Annotated in this window: 17 protein-coding genes; 9 read left to right on the forward strand and 8 right to left on the reverse strand. The window is 64.4% G+C overall.

What is annotated here, in order from left to right; genetic code table 11:
- The first annotated feature begins 103 nt into the window (after positions 1-103).
- The 4 genes from ctaD to ACAG26_RS17165 all read left to right on the forward strand — a co-directional run bounded on the left by ctaD (position 104) and on the right by ACAG26_RS17165 (position 5,121).
- Entirely contained in the window at positions 104-1,858 is a 1,755-nt protein-coding gene (gene ctaD, locus ACAG26_RS17150) for a cytochrome c oxidase subunit I (protein WP_370484326.1), read from the forward strand.
- Between the two features lie 145 nt (positions 1,859-2,003).
- On the forward strand, positions 2,004-3,671 hold the full coding sequence (locus ACAG26_RS17155) for a nitrite/sulfite reductase (RefSeq protein WP_370484247.1): 1,668 nt from the start codon (positions 2,004-2,006) through the stop codon (positions 3,669-3,671).
- Positions 3,668-4,411 carry a phosphoadenylyl-sulfate reductase gene (locus tag ACAG26_RS17160; protein WP_370484248.1) on the forward strand — a complete coding sequence of 248 codons (744 nt, stop codon included), beginning with the start codon at positions 3,668-3,670 and terminating at the stop codon, positions 4,409-4,411. The genes ACAG26_RS17155 and ACAG26_RS17160 overlap by 4 nt, the downstream gene beginning before the upstream one ends.
- Positions 4,408-5,121: a sirohydrochlorin chelatase gene (locus ACAG26_RS17165; protein WP_370484250.1), complete on the forward strand. Its 714-nt coding sequence runs from the start codon at positions 4,408-4,410 to the stop codon at positions 5,119-5,121. Before ACAG26_RS17160 ends, ACAG26_RS17165 begins: the two co-directional genes overlap by 4 nt.
- A 54-nt stretch (positions 5,122-5,175) precedes the next feature.
- On the opposite strand, the gene ACAG26_RS17170 is transcribed toward ACAG26_RS17165, so the two are convergent.
- Entirely contained in the window at positions 5,176-6,126 is a 951-nt protein-coding gene (locus ACAG26_RS17170) for a LysR family transcriptional regulator (protein ID WP_370484252.1), read from the reverse strand.
- A 425-nt stretch (positions 6,127-6,551) separates the two neighbouring features.
- Here ACAG26_RS17170 and ACAG26_RS17175 point away from each other — a divergent pair, with 425 nt between their 5' ends.
- From ACAG26_RS17175 to ACAG26_RS17195, 5 genes are all read left to right on the forward strand, one after another.
- The gene (locus ACAG26_RS17175) at positions 6,552-7,946 is read left to right on the forward strand and encodes an FAD-dependent oxidoreductase (RefSeq protein ID WP_370484255.1); all 1,395 of its coding nucleotides are present in this window, start codon (positions 6,552-6,554) and stop codon (positions 7,944-7,946) included.
- 22 nt (positions 7,947-7,968) lie between these two features.
- The gene (gene fdxA, locus ACAG26_RS17180) at positions 7,969-8,307 is read left to right on the forward strand and encodes a ferredoxin (RefSeq protein ID WP_370484257.1); all 339 of its coding nucleotides are present in this window, start codon (positions 7,969-7,971) and stop codon (positions 8,305-8,307) included.
- A gap of 189 nt (positions 8,308-8,496) precedes the next feature.
- Positions 8,497-9,945: a nitrate/nitrite transporter gene (locus ACAG26_RS17185; protein ID WP_370484259.1), complete on the forward strand. Its 1,449-nt coding sequence runs from the start codon at positions 8,497-8,499 to the stop codon at positions 9,943-9,945.
- Positions 9,946-10,646: 701 nt separating this feature from the next.
- Entirely contained in the window at positions 10,647-11,882 is a 1,236-nt protein-coding gene (locus ACAG26_RS17190) for a PPE family protein (protein WP_370484261.1), read from the forward strand.
- A 41-nt stretch (positions 11,883-11,923) separates the two neighbouring features.
- On the forward strand, positions 11,924-13,144 hold the full coding sequence (locus ACAG26_RS17195) for a PPE family protein (protein WP_370484263.1): 1,221 nt from the start codon (positions 11,924-11,926) through the stop codon (positions 13,142-13,144).
- Between the two features lie 95 nt (positions 13,145-13,239).
- Here the strand turns inward: ACAG26_RS17195 and ACAG26_RS17200 are convergent, their stop codons facing one another.
- The 7 genes from ACAG26_RS17200 to ACAG26_RS17230 form a co-directional block, all read right to left on the reverse strand.
- Positions 13,240-13,581, reverse strand: coding sequence for a DUF732 domain-containing protein (locus ACAG26_RS17200; protein ID WP_370484265.1), 342 nt, complete (start codon positions 13,579-13,581; stop codon positions 13,240-13,242).
- Positions 13,582-13,638: 57 nt separating this feature from the next.
- Positions 13,639-15,012 (reverse strand): PPE family protein, encoded by a 1,374-nt coding sequence (locus ACAG26_RS17205; protein ID WP_370484267.1) that lies wholly within the window; start codon positions 15,010-15,012, stop codon positions 13,639-13,641.
- A 12-nt stretch (positions 15,013-15,024) separates the two neighbouring features.
- Entirely contained in the window at positions 15,025-15,324 is a 300-nt protein-coding gene (locus ACAG26_RS17210; protein ID WP_370484270.1) for a PE family protein, read from the reverse strand.
- A 10-nt stretch (positions 15,325-15,334) separates the two neighbouring features.
- Positions 15,335-16,609, reverse strand: a complete 1,275-nt coding sequence (locus ACAG26_RS17215) for a PPE family protein (RefSeq protein WP_370484272.1) — start codon at positions 16,607-16,609, stop codon at positions 15,335-15,337.
- A gap of 529 nt (positions 16,610-17,138) precedes the next feature.
- The gene (locus ACAG26_RS17220) at positions 17,139-18,347 is read right to left on the reverse strand and encodes a sodium-dependent bicarbonate transport family permease (RefSeq protein ID WP_370484273.1); all 1,209 of its coding nucleotides are present in this window, start codon (positions 18,345-18,347) and stop codon (positions 17,139-17,141) included.
- Positions 18,348-18,654: 307 nt separating this feature from the next.
- On the reverse strand, positions 18,655-20,037 hold the full coding sequence (locus ACAG26_RS17225) for a nitrate/nitrite transporter (RefSeq protein ID WP_370484275.1): 1,383 nt from the start codon (positions 20,035-20,037) through the stop codon (positions 18,655-18,657).
- Between the two features lie 95 nt (positions 20,038-20,132).
- Positions 20,133-20,738 carry a TetR/AcrR family transcriptional regulator gene (locus ACAG26_RS17230; protein WP_370484277.1) on the reverse strand — a complete coding sequence of 202 codons (606 nt, stop codon included), beginning with the start codon at positions 20,736-20,738 and terminating at the stop codon, positions 20,133-20,135.
- Positions 20,739-20,765: the final 27 nt, after the last annotated feature.

Raw genomic sequence — 20,765 nt, forward strand, 5'->3', positions numbered from 1 at the left:
AAAATGTTGTGACGCCACAACATGCAGACCTCTAGAGATGGACCGGCTGAGCGGCCAGCATCTGAAACGAGACTTGTCTGACAAGGTTCGGAGACCAAGGCACATGACCGCTCTAGCATCGTCGAATGCGTTGACGGAGGCTGTTCGTCCCTATCCGGAGCGTCCGGGTCTGCGGGGGGCGCTCTTATCCAAGCTGGTCGTCACCACCGATCACAAGCTGATCGGCATGATGTACATCGTCACCTGTTACGCATTGTTCTTCTTCGGTGGGTTGATGGCACTGCTGATGCGTGTGGAGTTGGCCATGCCCGGGCTGCAGTTTCTGTCAAACGAGCAGTACGATCAGCTGTTCACCATGCACGGCACGATCATGCTGCTGCTCTATGCCACCCCGATCGTGTTTGGGTTTGCCAACCTGGTGTTGCCGCTGCAGATTGGTGCACCCGACGTGGCGTTCCCCCGGCTTAATGCCTTCTCCTACTGGTTGTTCGTGTTCGGCGCCCTCATCACCGTCGCAGGCTTCATTACGCCGGGGGGTGCCGCGGATTTCGGTTGGACGGCCTATACCCCACTCAGCAACGTGGTACATAGCCCCGGCGCCGGTGCTGATCTATGGATCATGGGTTTGATTGTTGCCGGCTTGGGCACCATTCTGGGCGCTGTCAACATGATCACCACGGTGGTGTGCATGCGCGCGCCGGGCATGACGATGTTTCGGATGCCGATCTTCACCTGGAATATTCTGGTGACCTCGATCCTGGTCTTGCTCGCTTTTCCGCCGTTGACCGCCGCGCTGTTCGGCCTCGCTTATGATCGTCACCTCGGTGGACATGTCTATGACCCGGCCAACGGCGGAGTCCTGTTGTGGCAGCACCTGTTCTGGTTCTTCGGCCACCCCGAGGTCTACATCGTCGCGCTCCCGTTTTTCGGCATCATCACCGAGGTTATTCCGGTGTTTTCCCGCAAACCGGTCTTCGGCTACAACACGCTGATCTATGCGACCCTCGGTATCGCGGGCTTGTCGATGGCGGTGTGGGCGCATCACATGTTCGCCACCGGAGCGGTGTTGTTGCCGTTCTTCAGCGTCATGTCGTATCTGATCGCGGTGCCGACCGGGATCAAGTTTTTCAACTGGGTCGGCACCTTATGGAAAGGTCAGCTGACCTTCGAATCGCCGATGCTATGGGCGTTCGGTTTCCTGGTCACCTTCCTGCTGGGTGGGCTCTCCGGGGTACTGCTGGCTAGCCCGCCGCTGGATTTCCACGTCACCGACACCTATTTCGTGGTAGCCCACTTCCACTACGTGTTGTTCGGCACCATCGTGTTCGCGTCGTTCGCCGGGGTTTACTTCTGGTTTCCGAAGATGACCGGCCGGCTGTTAGACGAGCGGCTAGCTAAACTGCACTTCTGGTCGACGTTGATCGGTTTCCATACCACGTTTTTGGTGCAGCACTGGCTCGGTGACATGGGAATGCCACGGCGCTACGCCGATTATCTCCCCACCGACGGGTTCACCACCCTCAACGTCGTGTCCACCGTCGGCTCGTTCATCCTCGGATTCTCGATGATTCCGTTCATCTGGAACGTGTTCAAAAGCTGGCGCTATGGCGAACCGGTCACGGTCGATGACCCGTGGGGTTACGGCAACTCGCTGGAATGGGCCACCAGTTGCCCACCGCCGCGGCACAACTTCACCGAATTGCCCCGGATCCGATCGGAGCGCCCCGCCTTCGAACTGCATTACCCGCACATGGTCGAACGGCTCCGCGCCGAAGCTCATGTCGGACGCCGCAGCCGCCGGGCAAGCACGGCAGCTGGCGCTGACACACAACCACCCGTTGTGACGCCACAACATTAAGGCCGCTACCGCCGCGTCCGTGGGCCAGGAAACCTTGAGGGCACCACCGGCACAACCAAGCGGAGTCATCGACCGGCGCCAATGCCCGGAGGTCGACCGCGGAGCGCGCGGTGCGGACCGGCCATCATGTTAAGGAGAGCCCCACATGACCACATCTCGTCCCGCTAAGACCCGCAGTCAGGGCCAATGGGCGTTGGGCGAGCGGGAACCGTTGAACGAGTCGGAGCAGATCAAGCACGACGACGCGCCGCTCAATGTGCGGGCCCGCATCGAAAACATCTACGCCAAACAGGGTTTTGACAGCATCGAGAAGACGGATCTGCGCGGCCGGTTCCGTTGGATGGGCCTGTACACGCAGCGTGAGCAGGGCTATGACGGGACCTGGACGGGCGACGAGAACACCGACACCATCGAAGCGAAGTACTTCATGATGCGGGTGCGCTCCGACGGTAAGCCAATGTCGGCGGTTACCTTGCGTACGCTGGGCCAGGTCTCCACGGAGTTCGCCCGCGACACCGCCGATATCGGTGATCGGGAAAACGTCCAATTCCACTGGATCCGGATCGAAGACGTCCCCGAAATCTGGAAACGGCTGGCTGCTGTCGGCCTGCAGACCACCGAGGCCTGTGGTGATTGCCCACGCGCCATCCATGGGTCGCCGCTGGCCGGCGAGTCACCCGACGAGGTGCTCGACCCCTCCCCAGCGATCGATGAGATCCTGCGCCGCTTTATGAACAACCCGGAGTACGCGAACCTGCCCCGCAAATACAAGACCGCGATATCGGGCCTGCAGGACGTCTCCCACGAGACCCACGACGTCGCATTCATCGGAGTTAACCATCCCGAGCACGGTCCGGGGATGGACTTGTGGGTGGGCGGCGGGCTGTCCACCAACCCGATGATGGCCCAGCGCGTCGGGGTGTGGGTGCCGTTGGAGGAGGTACCCGACGTGTGGGAAGCGGTGACGTTGGTGTTCCGTGACTATGGTTACCGGCGGCTGCGATCCAAGGCCCGGCTGAAGTTTCTGATCAAAGACTGGGGCGTGCAGAAATTCCGGGACGTTCTAGAAACGGAGTACCTCAACCGGCGCCTCCTCGATGGGCCCGCCCCCGAGCCGATTACGCACCCGATCGACCACGTCGGCGTGCAGCGGCTGAAGAACGGACTGAATGCTGTCGGTGTCGCCCCCGTCGCTGGGCGGGTATCGGGCACCATCTTGTCCGCGGTGGCCGACTTGATGGAGCGGGCCGGCGCCGATCGGGCCCGGTTCACCCCATACCAGAAACTCGTCATTCTCGATGTGCCTGACGACAAACTCGACGAGCTGGTCGCGGGTTTGGACGCGCTGGGCTTGCCGTCACGGCCGTCGGCCTGGCGGAAGAACCTGATGGCGTGTACCGGCATCGAGTTCTGCAAGCTCTCATTTGCCGAAACCCGGGTGCGCGCCCAAACGCTGGTACCCGAGCTGGAGAAACGCCTCGAGGATCTCAACGCGCGCCTCGACGTGCCGATCACGGTCAACATCAACGGATGCCCGAATTCGTGCGCCCGAATCCAAGTCGCCGACATCGGGTTCAAGGGCCAAATGGTCGACGACGGGGCCGGCGGGTCGGTCGAAGGGTTTCAGGTACACCTGGGCGGAAGCCTGGGTATGGACAGCGGGTTTGGCCGGAAACTGCGCCAGCACAAAGTGACCAGCGACGAACTCGGCGACTACGTCGACCGCATCGTACGCAACTTCGTCAAACAGCGGTATGACGGCGAACGCTTCGCGCAGTGGGCGATGCGCGTCGACGAGGCGGAGCTGCGATGAGCGGCGAAACGGGTGCATTGCCTGAAACCGAACTACGTGAGCGGGCGTTACGCGGTGCAGTCGAACTAGATGGTGCCAGCGCTACTGACATACTCCGCTGGACCGACGAGAACTTCGGGGGCATCGCCGGGCCCCGGAGTTCGGCAACCTGCAACTATGTAGTCGCCTCCAGCATGCAAGACGCCGTGCTGATCGACTTAGCCGCCGGTGTACGTCCCGGTGTGCCAGTGATCTTCCTAGACACCGGGTATCACTTCGCAGAGACCATCGGCACCCGCGACGCGATTGAGGCGATCTACGACATCCGAGTGCTCAACATCACGCCGGAGAACACGGTGGCGCAGCAGGATGAGTTGCTGGGCAAGGATTTATTCGCCCGGGAACCCAACGAGTGTTGTCGGCTGCGCAAGGTCGTTCCGCTGACCAAAGCGTTGCGCGGGTATTCGGCGTGGGTGACCGGGCTGCGCCGGGCCGAGGCAGTGACCCGCGCGAATGCGCCGATTGTCGGTTTCGACGAGCAGTTCAAGCTGGTGAAGGTCAATCCGTTGGCAGCATGGACCGATCAGGATCTGGATGACTACATCTGCGAGCGCGGCGTGCTGGTGAATCCGCTTATCGACGAGGGGTATCCGTCGATCGGTTGCGCCCCCTGCACGACAAAGCCGGCTGACGGTGCCGATCCGCGCAGCGGACGCTGGCAGGGGACCTCGAAGACCGAATGTGGATTGCACAGCTCATGAGCGCGTTGGTACTCACCGCACACGGCAGCAAGGACCCGCGGTCGGCGGCCAACGTGCATGCGGTGGCCGGTCGGCTAAGGCAGATGCGTCCAGGCCTTGATGTACAGGTCGCGTTCTGTGAGCAGAATGACCCCAACCTGGTCGACGCGCTGCGCGGTTTGAACGATCACCACCAGGCAGTTGTTGTGCCGTTCCTGCTGGCCAGCGCCTACCACGCCCGCACCGACATCCCCAAACAGATCGCGCGCGCCGCGGTCTCGGTGCGACAGGCCGACGTGCTGGGGGAAGATGAGCGACTGGTCGCGGTGCTGCGTGAACGGCTGACCGAGTTGGGGGTCTCCCCGGCTGACCACACGCTCGGTGTGCTGGTGGCTGCGATCGGCTCGTCAAGTCCGGCGGTGAACGCGCGTACCGCGGCGGTAGCGCACACCCTCGCGGCAGAAACCCACTGGGCCGGCGCCGCCATAGGATTCGCGACCGGACCGTTGCCGTCGGTCCCAGAGGCCGCGGAGCGGTTGAAGCGCCGGGGTGCCCGCCGGTTGGCGATCGCGCCATGGTTTCTGGCACCGGGACTCATTACCGACCGGGTGCTGACCTTCGCGAGAGCGGCCGGCATCGCGATGGCCCAGCCGCTGGGCGCGCACGAACTAGTGGCCGAGACAGTGCTGGACCGCTACGACCAGGCGGTGGCCCGGCAAGCTGCGGCCTGAGGGACGCACCCAAAGCCGAAGATCCCGGCCGGCCCTGGCCGGCATCGCAGACGCCTACTTGCGCAGCGCCGCCGTGTGGGTACTGATGTGGCTGAGCAGGTCGCGTATCGCGCCGGCGGGTGGGGTACGCCCGCCGACCCAGATGGCGCGAAGCGGGCGCCCCAGTTGCAACTCGGGTGTCGGGATGGCGCGGAGGCGACCGACCGCGAGGTCATCGACCACTGCCAGCCGGCTCATCACCGCGGGTCCCGCGTTGGCGAGGACCGCGGCGCGCACGGCTGCAGCGGAAGACAGTTCGAGCACCGGGGGAGCTTGCCGCATGTCGGCGCCCAGCGCCTTATGGAGAGCCATCGTCAGCGAATCGCGTATGCCGGCGCCGACTTCACGGGCGACCAGGGGAGTCTGCGCGAGTTCGATGGCGCTCACGACTCGGGTCCGCCGAGCCCACTTATGATCCGGCGATACGACGACCACCAGCTCGTCGTGCGCAACGATACAGCTGCCTAATCCGGCTGGGGCACCGGGTTTCTCGACGAATCCGAGATCGGCTGTGCCGTCCCGAACCGCGGCGATTGCGTTGACGCTGTTGGTGGCGGTTAGAACCACCGTGGGGGCGGTGCCGCCGTGTCGCGCGGCAGTGGCTTGCAAGGACACCAACCACTGCGGCATCAGTTGTTCGGCAATCGTCTGACTGGCCACCACCTTGATTTGTCGGCGATTTTCAGTTCGCAGCGCGCTCAATCCGGCGTCGACCTCGTGAGCAATGTCGAGCAAGCGGGCCGCCCACTCGGCGACGATCGCACCGGCGGGCGTGAGCGGTGACCCCCGTCTCGTTCGGACTGCCAACCGCACACCGACTTGTGCCTCCAGCGAGGCCAAACGCGCTGACACAGCCTGCTGGGTCAACCCCAACTCGCGGGCGGCACCGCCCAGGCTGCCTGTCTGAGCGATAGCCAAAAACGTTTCGAACCAGGAGAGTTCGGGCATGCGAGAACTAAGTGGCATGGTGGATCAAATCACTGTCTAGGCTTGTGGGAACGTCATGCGTCCTGTCTACCTCATGAAAATGATCGGCTTGTAACGAGCCGGCCGCTGCTCACGCGGCGCTTAAGTCGCCGTATGGAGTGGCGCGGAGACCTGCGGGCTATCCCTACTATTAGGACTCCCAAGGGGTGAAAAGCCATGGTGCCACCATATGTCTGGCGGCAGACAATCTGCCAGAGAATCCCCAGCGGACTCCAAGTCAACTTCCAGTGGTGGGCACAACGGAGCTTTGTGACACCACAACATAGAGACCCCTACCGGAGGCCCCTGGGATTCGAAACCATCGACGCCATGACCTTTTCCGCTGCATGGATATTTCGCCGAGACAGTCATGGTGCGCGCCGACGTGGCGAGCATGGCGCTCAGCGCCGTGGAGGGCTCTGATCATGTGTCCCTGCCACGTCGCCGTCGTCGGCTCCGGTCCGTCGGGATTTTTCGCGGCAGCGTCGCTGCTCAAGGCCGCCGATTCTTCTGAACAGATCGACATCGCGGTCGACATGCTGGAGATGCTGCCGACGCCCTGGGGGCTGGTGCGTTCCGGCGTCGCGCCCGACCACCCCAAGATCAAATCGATCAGCAAACAGTTCGAAAAAACCGCCGACCACCCTCGCTTTCGGTTCTTTGGCAATGTCGCCGTGGGCGAGCACGTGGAGGCGGCCGAACTTGCCGAGCAGTACCATGCAGTGATCTACGCCATTGGGGCGCAATCGGATCGAGCGTTGAACATCCCCGGTGAAGCTTTGCCCGGCAGCATCGCTGCGGTGGATTTCGTGGGCTGGTACAACGCCCACCCACGCTTTTGCGACATGTCGCCCGATCTTTCCGACGGTCGTGCCGTTGTGGTGGGCAACGGCAACGTCGCGCTCGATGTCGCACGCATCTTGGTAACTGACCCTGATGTGCTGGCCCGCACCGACATCGCCGACCACGCGCTGGCGTTGCTACGAACCCGCGGCATAAACGAAGTTGTGGTTATCGGCCGACGCGGCCCACTGGAGAGTGCGTTCACCACGCTAGAACTACGCGAACTCGGTGAGCTGGACGGCGTTGACGTGGTGGTCGATCCAGCGCAGCTGGCGGGCATCAGCGAGGACGATGCCGCGGCTGCGGGCAAGACAGCCACGCAGAACCTCAAGGTGCTGCGTGACTACGCGGGACGCGCACCGCGACCAGGGCACCGCCGAATCGTCTTCCGGTTTCTGACCTCTCCGATCGAGATCAACGGCAACGGCAAAGTTGAACAAATGGTGCTCGGCCACAACGCGCTGGTCAGCGATGACAGGGGGCGGGTCGTGGCCAAAGATACCGGCGCGCGCGAAAAGTTGCCGGTGCAGTTGGTGGTGCGTGCGGTCGGCTACCGCGGCCGGCCCACACCGGGACTGCCATTCGATAACGGGACCGGAACCATCCCGAACGACGCTGGCCGCGTGGAGGGCAGTCGCAACGAGTACGTAGTCGGTTGGATCAAACGCGGGCCGACCGGGGTGATCGGCACCAACAAGAAAGACTCCCAGGACACCGTCGATACACTGCTCGACGATTTGGTCGGAGCCAGCCGCGCGGAATTTCCCGACGACCGGGCCGACGAACTCGCCGAGTGGTTGGCGTCGCGCCAGCCGAACCTGGTCACTGACGCGCATTGGCGGCTGATCGACGAATATGAACGCTCTGCCGGCCAGCTACATGGGCGGCCGCGCATCAAGGTGGCGCGCCTAGCGGAGTTGTTGCGCATCAGCCACGGCGAACCGCCGTCCAGCAACGTGTTGCGCAAATCCTCTTGATACCACTAGGGAAGGAGACGGTGTGACATATGTGATCACCGAACCGTGTGTCGACGTTAACGACAAGGCATGCATTGACGAATGCCCCGTCGACTGTATCTATCAGGGAACGCGGATGCTCTACATCCAGCCCGACGAATGCGTCGACTGTGGGGCGTGCGAGCCGGTATGTCCGGTCGAAGCCATCTACTACGAAGACGACGTACCAGACGAGTGGAGCCAATACCGGCAGATCAACGCCGACTTCTTCGTAGAACTTGGCTCACCGGGTGGCGCCTCGAAAATCGGCGTCGGCGACGACCCCAGCGCAGTCAAGAATCTGGAGAACAACGCAGAAACCTCTGTCACGACCGGCCCCTGACTCATTGTGGCCCGACCTTGCCGGCACCACCGATTAGGTGGTGCCGGCAAGCTGCGTGCCCGGCTGGCCAACCGCTGGCGACATCCAACGCGGCGAAATCCACTGGTAATTCACAGTTGCCAGCGCGTGGCTGTCGACGATTCTCTGAGTTAGGCTGGTTCCCAATATTTTTGACTGTCAGGAGATTAGATGGGCCGCGGCCATAGGATCGTTGACTGGAACCCCGAGGACGTCGTTGCGTGGGACGCCGGCAACAAGAAGATCGCCCGGCGCAACTTGTTATGCATGATGGCGGCCGATCACGTCGCCTTCTCGATCTGGGCGCTCTGGTCGGTGATGGTGCTGTTTATGCCCGAGTCGGTGTACGGCTTTTCCACTGCCGACAAATTTCTGCTCGGCGCCACCGCCACCCTGGTCGGGGCATGCTTGCGCATCCCCTACACGCTGGGTATTGCGGCGCTCGGAGGTCGCAATTGGACCACGTGTGCGGCGCTGGTGCTGCTGGTCCCCACGGGCGGGACCATCGTGTTGCTGGCCAACCCCGGTCTGCCGCTGTGGATGTACGCGGTGTGTGCGGCGCTGACCGGGTGCGGTGGCGCCAACTATGCGGCCTCGCTGGCCAATGTCAATGCCTTCTACCCGCATCGGCTCAAAGGTTCGGCGTTGGGGCTCAGCGCTGGCATCGGCAATCTCGGGGTGTCGGCCGTCCAGGTGGTGGGGTTGTTGGTGCTCGCGATTGCCGGCAACCGGCAGCCGTACTGGGTGTGCGCGATCTACCTGGTGCTGTTGACGGTGGTTGCAATCCTGGCGGCGCTGCTCATGGACAACCTGGAGCACGGCATCCAGGTGGCAACCCTGCGGTCGGTTATGGGCGAGCGCGACACCTGGGTGCTCGCGCTGCTCTACGTCGGCACCTTTGGCACGTTCATCGGCTTCTCGTTCGCGTTCGGTCAGGTGCTACAGATCAACTTCGTCGCCGGCGGGCAAAGCGCCGCGGACGCATCGCTGCACGCAGCCGAATTCGCGTTCATCGGGCCGTTGCTGAGCGCGCTGGCGCGGATCTACGGGGGTCGGTTAGCGGACCGTTTCGGTGGGGACCGCGTCACGCTGGCCGTATTCGTCGGCATGGTTGTGACCACCACGGTGCTGGCCAGCGTCAGTACCCACGACGACCACACCCCCGGCCCCACAACAATGTTCACCATGGTCGGCTATATCGGGTGCCTCCTCGCCCTGTTCGTCTTGGCTGGACTTGGCAAAGGGTCGGTGTTCAAGCTGATCCCTGCGGTCATCGAGGCTCGCAGCCACACGAGGGAGTTCGGCGAAGCCGAGCGTCGCCACTGGTCACGCAACATGTCCGGAGCGCTAATCGGATTCGCCGCGGCGACCGGCGCGCTCGGCGGCGTGGGTGTCAATCTCGCGCTGCGCCAGTCCTACCAGAGCACCGGCACAGACACGACGGCGTTCTGGATCTTCCTGGTGATGTACTTTGCGGCGGCGGTGGTCACGTGGTCGATGTACGTGCGCCGCCCCGTCGCCGGTAGGTCGACCGCGGTGATTATGCAGGCCGAGTCGGTGACGTCGGACGTCGATGGTGGACTTGTTCAGTCGTCGGTACCGAGGCAAGTCGACCTCTGAGGAGCGGGGCCAATTCTCCTTAATGCCGACTTGGCGCAGTCAGGGTTAATGAAGCCGACTGGCCGGCCTCGCGACGACGTGCTGCCTGCTGGGATGTTTACCCGTCGAGCGGATCGTGTTGTCAAAACACTCGACGTGACAATATCTTTCAAACCTATATTTCCAGTCCATCTCCAGTGTCACATCATCGAATTCACAGCGTCGGCCTATTACGCTTTATCTATCGGAGTGGGAGAATGCTTAAGATGCCGATCAGTAACCAGTTGGACGTCGTTGAAGCGCGCGGCGGTGCCGCTCGGCTTCAGGTCGTAGCGCTGGGTACCGAGGGCCACGCGGTGTCGGCCGACACGCTGATAGGCCAAGATTCGACGACCTGTTCCGGTTGGGCGCACGCCAGAAGCGTGCGTTTGATTGAAAGTCGGCGTGTTTGGCGCAGCGTCGACGTTTCGACGTTGCGACACAGCGTTGGTACTGACGCATGCCTACAACGCCGAAGGCATCGGCAATGGCGTAGCCGGGGATCGTAAGGTCCCCAGCGCGAGCGTGGCGTGAATGCCCCGCGCCAAATTCTCAAGAGAACTCTTCGGCGAATTCTGTCGTTCTTGACCGCATGACCGTGCCCGCCAACGCGTATGACGATGACCGCGCTGACCGAGCCCGGTTGAGAAGGGACGTTACGGACCGTTCAGAAAGGAATCTGGATGCTGGACTTCGGAGCTTTGCCGCCCGAGGTGAACTCGGGCCGGATGTATTCGGGCTCGGGCGCGGGATCCATGATGGCGGCCGCTGCGGCCTGGGACGGGCTCGCCGGCCAGCTCGATTCGGTTTCCCGCACTTATTCTTCGGTGATCTCGGGACTGCAAGGCGAAAATTGGTCGGGCGGTGCGTCGGAGGCGATGGTTGCTGCTGCGGCGCCGTATGTGGCCTGGGCGACGAGCACCGGGGCGCAGGCCGAGGAGGCGGCTCGGCGGGCTCGGGCGGCGGCCGCTGCCTATGAGGCGGCGTTCGCCGCGACGGTGCCGCCAAAGCTGGTCACGGCCAACCGCACCCAGTTGGCGAACTTGGTCGCCACTGACTTTCTCGGGCAGAACACGTCGGCGATCGCGGCCACCGAGGCGGCGTACGCGGAAATGTGGGCACAAGATGCCGCGGCGATGTACGGCTATGCCGCGTCGTCGGCGGCCGCGACCCGGCTGACGCCGTTTAGCCAGCCGTCGCAGACCACCAACCCGGCCGGGCAATCCGGCCAGGGCGCCGCGGTGGCCCAGGCGGTCGGCACCTCAGCCGCCGGGCATTCGCAGACAACGCTGTCACAGCTGATGTCCGCGGTGCCGCAGCAGCTGCAAGCCTTGGCGGCAGGGGGAACCACGAGCTCTGCCGCCACGTCGTCGGCGTCGTCTTCGTCGGTGTCCACTTCGCTGCTGACCGCGTTCAGCGACTTCAATACCCTTACCTCACCGGTGAATCTCGGAGCCGGCCTTAGCCGTACATACACGTCGGCGGGCAGCATGGGCTATGCGGCAAAAAGGGATTTCGAAACACATACGGCGGCTCCAGAACCCAAGCCGGCTCCGCCACCCCAACCGGCACCACCTCCCGTCAGCGGCATGCCGAAGATGTTCGAGTCGGGCCCGGCGGGCATTCGTCCACCAGTGGCTGCCAATGTGGGCGGGGCAGCACCGGTCGGCGGCTTATCGGTCCCACCGAGCTGGAGGCCGCCAACACCGGCGCCCCTGCTCGGCAACGAACCGCTGTGGGGTCCGGAGACCAATTCCGCTGCGGCCCCCTCCACGGAAGCGAGCCCAGGCGTGGTCGGCGCGGCGCCGACGGCGGGCATGGGACCGATGGCGGGCATGCCGGCCCGTGCCAGTGTCAGCAGCGTATTGCGCGTCGGGCCTCGCCGCTTCAAGATGCCGCGCCCGCCGACCGGCGGATAGCGGCCGGGTTGCCACCGTCATGTCGACCGCAAGGACTGTTCATGCTCGATTTCGGGGCGTTACCGCCCGAAGTGAACTCGGCGAGGATGTATGCCGGCCCCGGGGCGGGACCGATGATGGCGGCGGCGGCTGAATGGACGGCGCTGGCCACGGAGTTAAGTGCGGCAGCGTCCTCCTATGAGACGGCGACTTCGGATCTGGCGGAATGCTGGCAGGGTCCGTCCTCGATCTCGATGACAACCGCGGCCGCACCCTATATCGCCTGGATGAGCCGGACCGCCGTCCAAGCCCAGCAGACCGCTACCCAGGCCTTGGCCGCCGCGGCCGCCCACGAGGCTGCGTTCGCCGGCACGGTGCCGCCACCGGTCATCGCCGCCAACCGCGCACAGTTGGTGTCGTTGGTTGCCACCAACTTCCTGGGGCAGAACACCCCGGCGATCGCGGCCACCGAGGCTGCCTACGCCGAGATGTGGGCGCAAGATGCCGCGGTGATGTACGGCTACGCCGCATCCTCGTCGGTGGCAGCCACACTTAAACCGTTTAGCCCGCCGCCGCCGACCACCAAAGCTGGCGGCCAATCCAGTCAAATCGCCGCCGCGGCGCGCGCCGTCGGCACCTCTGCCGCCGGAAATGCCCGGTCGACCGTGTCACCGCTAATGTTCGCAGCGCCACAGCAATTGCAGACCCTCACATCGGGTGCGCCCACGAGTTCCGCCGCGGCTGACCCTGCCGCCGTGGATCCCCTTGCCGCGCTGTTGACCGCCTTTGGTGACTTCAACACTCTCGCCGGACCGCTGACCCCGGCCTGGCAGGTCACCTACTCAACGAATCAGTGGGTGAACCTCATCTATGCCGTCAAGGGTGACTTTGAAGCGCATAACCTCGCGGTTCAACCCAACCCGACTCCTCGACTCGTCGACGCCACGCCGAACACGACGTTGGAATCCGGCTCAGCGGCCACCCGTGGCCGTGTGCTCGCCAGCGTAGGCCAGGCGACACCGGTCGGCGGCTTGTCCGTTCCGCAGAGCTGGGCATCGGCAACTCCCGCAGCCAGCACTACCGCCCAGCCGCCGCGCCCATCGGGGACGGGCTTCAGAGCACTTCCGACGTGGGCGGCAAACCCCGTGACGAGCATTTCGGGTGAGACACCGCCAGTGAGCATGGGACCCCTGACGCGGATGACAGGGCCTCCGTTACGGAAGAAGGTTCTGCGGATGAGGGATCAGCGCTTCCGGATGCCGCGTCCCACCTTTGGCGGATAAGGACCAGGCACGCGGAACCGCGCCGCGCCAACTCCCACCTGGGCAGGGTAGATCCGCTGCCCGACACGGTAAGCGGCGCCTTCGACGGCCGGCAGTTACTTGGACTTACCGCCGTCGTTGGGCGTCAACTGCTGGGGGCAGTAAAACTGCGCCGACAGCGCGGCGAATTGGGCCGCACCGTCGGTGGTGATTGCGGGATTGGTGGTCTTGAGGTCTTTGAGGACCTGCAGGCCTGACTCACCCCTGCCGATGAGCCCGCACACCGTTTGGGCGGCCGAGATGGCTTGAGTGGGGTCGCTGTAGGTGAGCCCTGCCGCGCGCAGCGAAGCCAGGAAGCTTGCGTCCGGAGTTCCGCCGTCGACACCTGGGTCTGCATGTGCCGGTACGGCCAACGCAATCATCGTGGCCACGCCGAAGGGTGCTAGTAGCGTCCGCATCGAATCCTCATTTCGCGTGATGGTTATCGTCAGGTAACACGCCCGATTCCAGCTGTGCTAGCCCAATTGGGAGTGTGGCGTTAGCGGCGCGGTCTTGGGGCCGCGCGACAAGTGCACCGCGTGGTTGCCGGGTTTCTTCGCCAGCTCGGCGAGCAGGTCATCGAGGCCGGCCTCGTCGGTTTGCCAGTGCTGCACCGTGTCTGGCCGCTGCTGCAGCTGGGCGATGACCCGATCGAGCTTGACCGGCCCCTTGGCTTGCTCCTTGTCCGAGACGGAGCGGCTTAAGACGCGGGCTCCGCTGGCGACACGTGGTGCGGAACCGCCTAGCGCGCCCCCGGACAAGCTGCCCAGCGTCGCTGGATTGATCAGGCCACTGGGGATGTCGAACGCGGGAGCGGCGGCCACACTGGTGGTCGGCAACATGTTGGCGGCGAGCCTGACAGCCGGGGTCGCGGCCGCCCAGGTCGGTGGGACCGAAAGCCGGCCCACTGTGGACGCTTCGCCGACACCGGCAGAGACGGCACGGACCGTGCTGGCGGATACCGTCGGCTGTAGCCCGAGCCCGGCTCCCAGCGCCGATTTCGGGATCTCCGGGGCGACCGGGGGCTGGAAAAACGTCTTGAACTGCACCATGCCCAGGTTGGGAGCACTCATCGCGTCGTTAGCCATCGTGCTGAACTTGGTGACCGATGCCAGCGTGGAGAACCCGCTCGAATACATCGATCCCGCCGATGAATTCCCCGTCAACCCGTTGAGCAGGTTGCCCATCTGCGTGTTGTAGTTGGTGGTGGCTGTCGCCAGTTGTTGAAGCAGGTCGGGGATCTTCGACAGGATGGACTGGGTGCTGGTGGCGCCGGAGGTACCGGTGCCTTGGGTGACCGCGGCCGCCTGGCTGGCCAGCCCGGACCCGCTGGTGGTCTGCGGCGGCTGACTGAACGGTGTCACCTGGGTGGCGGATGCTGAGGAGGCGGCGTAGCCGAACATCGCGGCCACGTCCTGGGCCCACATCTCGCCGTACTGGGCTTCGGTGGCAGCGATGGCTGGAATGTTCTGGCCGAGGATGTTGGTGGCCACTAACGACGCCAATTGGCTTCGGTTGGCCTCGATGGCCGGGGGCGGCACCGTGGCGGCGAACGCGGTGTCGTAGGCGGCCGCCGCGGCACGTGACTGGGTGGCCGCTTCGGTGGCCTGGGCCGCGGTGCTGGACAGCCACCCGACATAGGGTGCCGCCGCTGCCGCCATCGACTCCGACGACGGGCCCGTCCACGACCCGCCGAGACCGGTGATCACCTGACCGTACGACGATGCGGCCGACTGCAGTTCGGCGGCTAGCGCCTCCCACGCCGCAGCTGCGGTCCGGAACGAGCCCGATCCGGGACCGGCGTACATCCGCGCGGAGTTCACCTCCGGGGGTAATGACCAGAAAACCATTGCACTGCTCCTTTAGTCGGCTGCGGCCGTGTCGGCGGATTCGGTGGTTGCACATGAGCCGACGAGCGACGTCAGCTCGCCGAGTACCTTCCGGTGCATTGCGGCAGCCCCGGCGAGAGCTTCCTGATACATCTGGCCGTGCGCGGCGAACTGTGCGGCGATCAACGCCGACACCTCGTCGCCGGCGGCCGGAGCCAGACCCGTCGTCGGCAACGCCACCACGGCATTGTGCGCCGACATCGATAGACCGATGCCCGCCAAGTTGGCCGCTGCTACCGCCAGCACCGCGTGTTGCGCTGTCTCAAAGGACATCTAGGCCTCCTCAATCCTCGGCTGGGATCACGATGATGTTGACCGTGTTGGCCTCCTCGGCCGCGACGGCGGGCGCGGCGCTGCCCGCAACGCGCGCACCGGCACCCACGACCGAGCGGGCGGCGGTACCACCGAGGGCGCGACCGGCCAGGCTCGAGAGCGCCATCTCGGTGAACAAGCCGCTCTCGCCGGTGGCGGCGACCGGGGCGGCGGTCAAGGCGGTGCTCGGCATCGCCATCGCGGCGGTCCGCACGGCCGGCGCCGCGGAGGCCCAGCTGCTCGGCACCGACAGCTGGCCGATCAGGCCGGCGCGACCGATTGCCCCCGTGACCGGTCCGCCGCTCAGGCCAGAGGCCAACGTGGGTGCCTGCAACGACATGTATCCACCCGACAGTGGACCCAGCGCCCCGGTGATCGGTTTCGGGCCGGCGAGCAATGAACTGACGCCGGGGACGTTTTGCGCAAGGCCGAGGATCTGGGTGGCGGTCAGCCACCAGCCGCCCGGGATGCCCAGCACCCCCACCGGGGAATACGCCCCGGTGAGGTTCGACGCGATGGTGGAAATGCTGGACATGATCGACTGCAGTCCCGAGGTGCCCGACGACGTCGAGGTCGACGTCGAGGTGGCGGTCGTCGCGAGGCTTTGCAACGTGTTCGGAACCAGCGAGGTCAGTTGCGACAGTGCCGACTGCACGGTCGAACTGCCAGAGTTGGCGGCGCTTTGTGCCACCGCGGTGCCTTGCGTGGCCGCCCCGGCTTGGTTGGTGGTCGGCGGCGGCGAGCTGAACGCCTGCAGTTGGGTTGCGGTCGATGACGCGCCGGCATAGCCGTACATCGCGGCGGCGTCCTGCGCCCACATCTCGGCGTAGTGGAACTCGGTGGCCGCAATGGCCGGGGTGTTGATACCCAGAAAGTTGGTCGCGACGAGCGTCGCCAACAGGGACCGGTTAGCCGCGATCACCGGCGGCGGAACGGTCGCCGCGAACGCGGTCTCATAGGCGGCCACCGCCGCCTTGGCCTGGGTGGCGGCCTGTTCGGCCTGGGCCGCGGTCGCACTCATCCATGCCACATAGGGCGCGGCAGCGGCCGCCATCGACTCCGAAGACGGGCCCGACCACGCCCCGGCGGTGAGTCCGGAGATCTCCGACCCGTAAGACGATGCAGCCGAGCTCAATTCCGTGGCCAACTCATCCCAGGCGGTCGCGGCAGCCAACATCGAGCCCGGCCCCGCTCCGGAATACATTCGGCCCGAGTTGATTTCTGGCGGTAACATCCCGAAATCCATGTCTTAAACCCCTATCTTGCCGGGCTTTCGTAACCAAACCCGTCGCTTCGCGCAAACTTCCTTATTGACTTCGTCCAGTCCCGAATTTCCAGACGGTGATGGAAATTTCGGTCCTCGTTGACCCGAGTTGGTGCAGCGTCCTGTTACGTCATGGTCCTGCATAAGCATTGGTGTTCGGTTGCCGTCGCGTAATCGCGACGTAAACCAGTAATCACTGCGACGACTCCAGCTCTGGTGAGGATTTCCTCTGGCTTTTTAATTCGCGCACAGTGAATTCCGCGGCTGCCGAGTCGGCGCGCGGTAACCTTTATGCGGAGTCAAAATCGACCAATCGCCAGCCGGCTAATTGCCGATCCGGGTGACTGATTCGGGACATTTGTCGGCCGGAGTCGATCCGAGTGTCTACGATCCCCTAGTGCGCCATGGGCGGTGTCTTCGGCGACGTAGGTATCCCTCGATGCCCAAGTGCCGACTTCGTACATGACTCATGTGGTATGCCAGACTATTTTGATCCATTGCGTCCTACCCCTCAGAACCAGTTCTGCGCGAGGCGGGCAATCTCGGTGTAGAGCGGGATCCCGATCGTGACGTTGTAGGAAAACGTCAACGCGAGCGAGGCGGCCAACGGCAAGGACGGGCTCGCTTCCGGGATTGCCAGCCGCTGCACTGCGGGTACGGCGATGTACGACGCCGCCCCGCAAAGCACGGCGAACAGGATGTATGTTCCCGGTTTGAACGCGGTGTGGGTGAGGTCGGCATAGACGTGGGCGGTGACAATCCCCAGTGTCGCGAAGATGTTGGGTGCCAGCAGACCAAAGACGATGAAGCCGCGGCCGGCGAACTTCAGATCCTTGAGCTTGCGGGAGGCGGTCATGCCCATCTCGAGTAAGAACAAGCACAGAGCGCCCTGGAACGCCGAAATGAAGAAGGCGTCGTCGTCGTGAACGACCTTTTCTCCCTGTAGCCCGCTGACGAAGCCAATGATGATGCCGCCGAAGAGTAGACACAACCCCGGGTTGAGCAAGACTTCCCGAAGCAGCTCGGGTGAGACGATGCGCTGAGTTGTGGCGCCAGATTCGGGAGACGTCGGCTCTTCGAGCGATACCTCCAGCCCCGGCTCGGCGTCCAACTGCTGTTCCATGTCGAGCGTGTGTCCGGGGGCCGGCCGGGTGGCCGACCCTGGGCCGGCCGTCGCGGATGGCGTGTGGTGATAGCCAGCCTCATTCGGCATGAACCCAGCCGCGTTCATCCCTTTGTGTCTAAGCCGAGCCGCCAGATACAGCGCGACTAGACACCCCGGAATCTCCATTACCGCCAACATCACCGGCATGTACGCGTCGAACGCGATGCCGATGGTTGCGAGGACGCCGACACAGGTTGCGAAGGTGCCCGCCGAGTCCGACCCGTAGTAGCCGGCGATCGTCGCCTGATCGATGCGCCTCAGCGAGGTCATCCAGCTCAGTAGTAGGAAGGCTGCGAACCCGATCGCAAGGTTCAACACGAAGCCGACCAGCATAAACCCGACCACGCTGGCGATGCTCGAGGGCTTGATGGTGGCCAGTTCTTCACCGCCGTGCCAGCCGATGGCTAACAGCAGGTACATGGTCAGGCCCTGATAGATGACGCTGGGGAACTCGAACTTCACCTTCAGGATCGGAATCAGGAAGCCGAGGTAGAAGAACAGCAGCAGGGGCTTGAACAGGTTGTGGCGGAAGTTCTCCCAGAACTCTAGGAGCATCAAACTCTCTTGTCTCTTGAAGTCGGTGGCGGCCGAGGGTAATAGCCATTTGCGTCTACTAAGTTGCAATGAGCATACGCAGCAGGCGCTGTGATGACGCTCCGTGCTTCTTGGGGATTTCCTGGGTATCTGCTTTGGTGCGTAACGGGTGTGACGGTGGCCACTATTTGGGTGCCGCAACGGGTTTCGTACCTACTGCCGTGTAACACCCTTGTTACAGGGCGCATCGGCCTGGCGGCACATGAGCGCGGGAAAGCAAGAGCGGGGTGCGGCGGTCGCCGCACCCCGCTCTTGGCGGTGATCTGGGTTACACGCGCACCAGCGCGGCCTGCGGCGCGGTCGCCCACACCGGCCGGCGCACATACCGCATCCAGGTCAGTGTGGCGGCACCCAGGTAGAACACGACGAAGAGCCAGAACGCTGTGGTCGCCGAACCGCTGGTCAGGTAGGACTGACGCAACGCGAGGTTGATGCCCACCCCGCCCAGAGCGCCGACGGCGCCGGCGAATCCGATCAGCGCGCCGGCCATCGCCCGCGACCACTGCTGACGCTCGGGCTCGGTGAGGTCCAGCGAACGGCTGCGGGCCTCGAAGATCGACGGGATCATCTTGTACACCGAGCCGTTGCCGATCCCGGACAGGACGAACAGCGCGACGAAGCCGACCACGTAGGCGGCCATGGTGGCGGTGTTGGCCACGCCATGGCCTTGGTTGGTGCTGGCGGCGACCAGCAGCCCGGCCGCCAGAATCATGGTGGTGAACACGGCCAGCGTGACCCGCCCGCCGCCGATGCGGTCGGCCAGCTTCCCGCCGTACACGCGAGTGATGGACCCCAGCAGCGGACCGATGAACGCGATCTGGGCGGCATGTAACGAGGCCTGCGCCGCGGTCTGCCCACCGGCGGTGAAGTTGATCTGTAGTACTTGGCCGAACGCGAACGAGAAGCCGATGAACGAGCCGAAGGTACCGACATAGAGCAGCGCGATGATCCAGGTGTCGCGCACCGACAGGATCGAGCGCATGGCCGACAGGTCAATTCGGTGGTGCTCCAGGTTGTCCATGTACAGCGCCGCGCCGATGCCCGCGAACGCCAGCAATACCAGGTAGACCGCGCACACCCAGTAGGGCGCCCGGTTGCCGGCAGTGGCGATGACCAGCAGGCCGACCAGTTGGATCACCGGAACCCCGATGTTGCCGCCGCCGGCGTTGAGTCCCAGCGCCCAGCCTTTGAGGCGCTGGGGGTAAAAGGCGTTGATGTTGGTCATCGACGAGGCGAAGTTGCCGCCGCCGAAGCCCGACAACGCCGCGCACAGCAGGTACGGCCACATCGGCAGCCCGGGGTGAGCCATCAGCAGCAGCGTGCCGAGCGTCGGGATCAGCAGCGCGAACGCGGAGAACATTGTCCAGTTGCGGCCGCCGAACGTCGCGGTGGCCAGCGTGTAGGGGATGCGCAGGCCGGCGCCGACCAGGGTTGCGGTGGCACCCAGCAGGAACTTGTCGCTAGCGGAGAATCCGTACACGTCCTGCGGCATGAACAGCACCATGACCGACCAGATGGACCAGATCGAGAAGCCGACGTGTTCGGCGACCACCGACCAGATCAGGTTCCGTCGGGCGGTGTTTTTATTGCCGGCTTCCCAGGCGACGGTGTCTTCGGGATCCCAGTCGGTGATGAGGTGTGAACGTGGCATGGCGCCACGCTAAGAAAGCATTGTTGCCGAAACGCTGCTGGCAGTGTCGCTACGGTGAATATCCGCTCACCGGTTGACGTGCCGATTCGTGAGGGTCAGTCGCCGGATCGGACGCCCTCGAGAGCGCGGGCGGCCAGGCGGCGGGCCTCCCGGATCGGCTGCACGGACCGCTCCAGTTTGGAGGCCGTCAGCGCGCCGTCGTAGAGCAGCAGGATCTCGCGCGCGATCGCCGCCGGATCCGGTGCGCCCACGTCGCGCACCAGGTCGGTGAGGGTGGCCCGCACCCAGCGCCGGTGGGCGCGCACCGGCGCCAACTGCACCCCGGGGAACTCTGCGACGGCGTTGGCGTACAGGCAACCGCGGAAATCGCGTTGACGCGCTCCGCGGGCCGCCAGGTCAAAAAAGGTGAGGATCTTCACCGCCGGATCGGTCACGGTTTCGACCGCACGCTGCCAACGGTTCCGATCAGCCTGATCCAATTGGGACAGGTAAGCCAGCACCAAGGCGTCCTTGGATCCGTAGGAGGTGTACAGGCTGGCCTTTGCGCACCCCGATTCGCGCAGGATCCTGTCGATTCCGACAGCGCGAATCCCGTTGGTGGCGAACAGGTGTGACGCCGTGGCCAAGAGGCGCTCAGCGGGGGCGGTGGACCGACGTCGGTCGCCGGTTGGCGCGTGCGCCACATGCTCGGTGGTGTCCATTCGCATCACGCTAGCCGATTGCACCGG

Source organism: Mycobacterium sp. pUA109, from assembly GCF_041287095.1.
In the GTDB taxonomy this organism is placed as follows: Bacteria; Actinomycetota; Actinomycetes; order Mycobacteriales; family Mycobacteriaceae; genus Mycobacterium.